This is a genomic window from Achromobacter sp. GbtcB20 (genome assembly GCF_019091095.1).
GTDB classification, from domain to species: domain Bacteria; phylum Pseudomonadota; class Gammaproteobacteria; order Burkholderiales; family Burkholderiaceae_B; genus Achromobacter; species Achromobacter mucicolens.
In genome coordinates this window covers 1-258 of the sequence record NZ_JAGXJZ010000638.1, presented here as the reverse complement: position 1 = coordinate 258, position 258 = coordinate 1, and the positions used below count along the sequence as shown (strand labels likewise).

Below are 258 nucleotides of genomic sequence, written 5' to 3'. Positions count from 1 at the left end.
GCCGACGGACAGGCTCACCAGCCGCTCCACCATTTTGGAGAGCAGCGTGAACGAAAACAATGCCGCGGCCGAGATGCTGACGACGCCGGCGACGAGGGTCGCCAGCAGGATGGAGATTAGGATCGGGTCGATTTGAAGCCTCTTGTTCTGGACGTGCTGCGCTTGGCAAGCCGGGCATTGTACCTTTCCCGGCTCCCAAACGTGCGGCGGCGCGCTCGGCTTATGCGACGCCGTGCTTCGCGAACCAGTTCAGCGCGC

1 pseudogene is annotated in these 258 nt (G+C 63.6%); it reads right to left on the bottom strand.

Features of this window, described 5'->3' with window-relative positions:
- Window positions 1-108 (bottom strand): annotated as a pseudogene (locus KVT32_RS32415) (ZIP family metal transporter); the annotation flags it as partial.
- Between the last annotated feature and the right edge of the window lie 150 nt (window positions 109-258).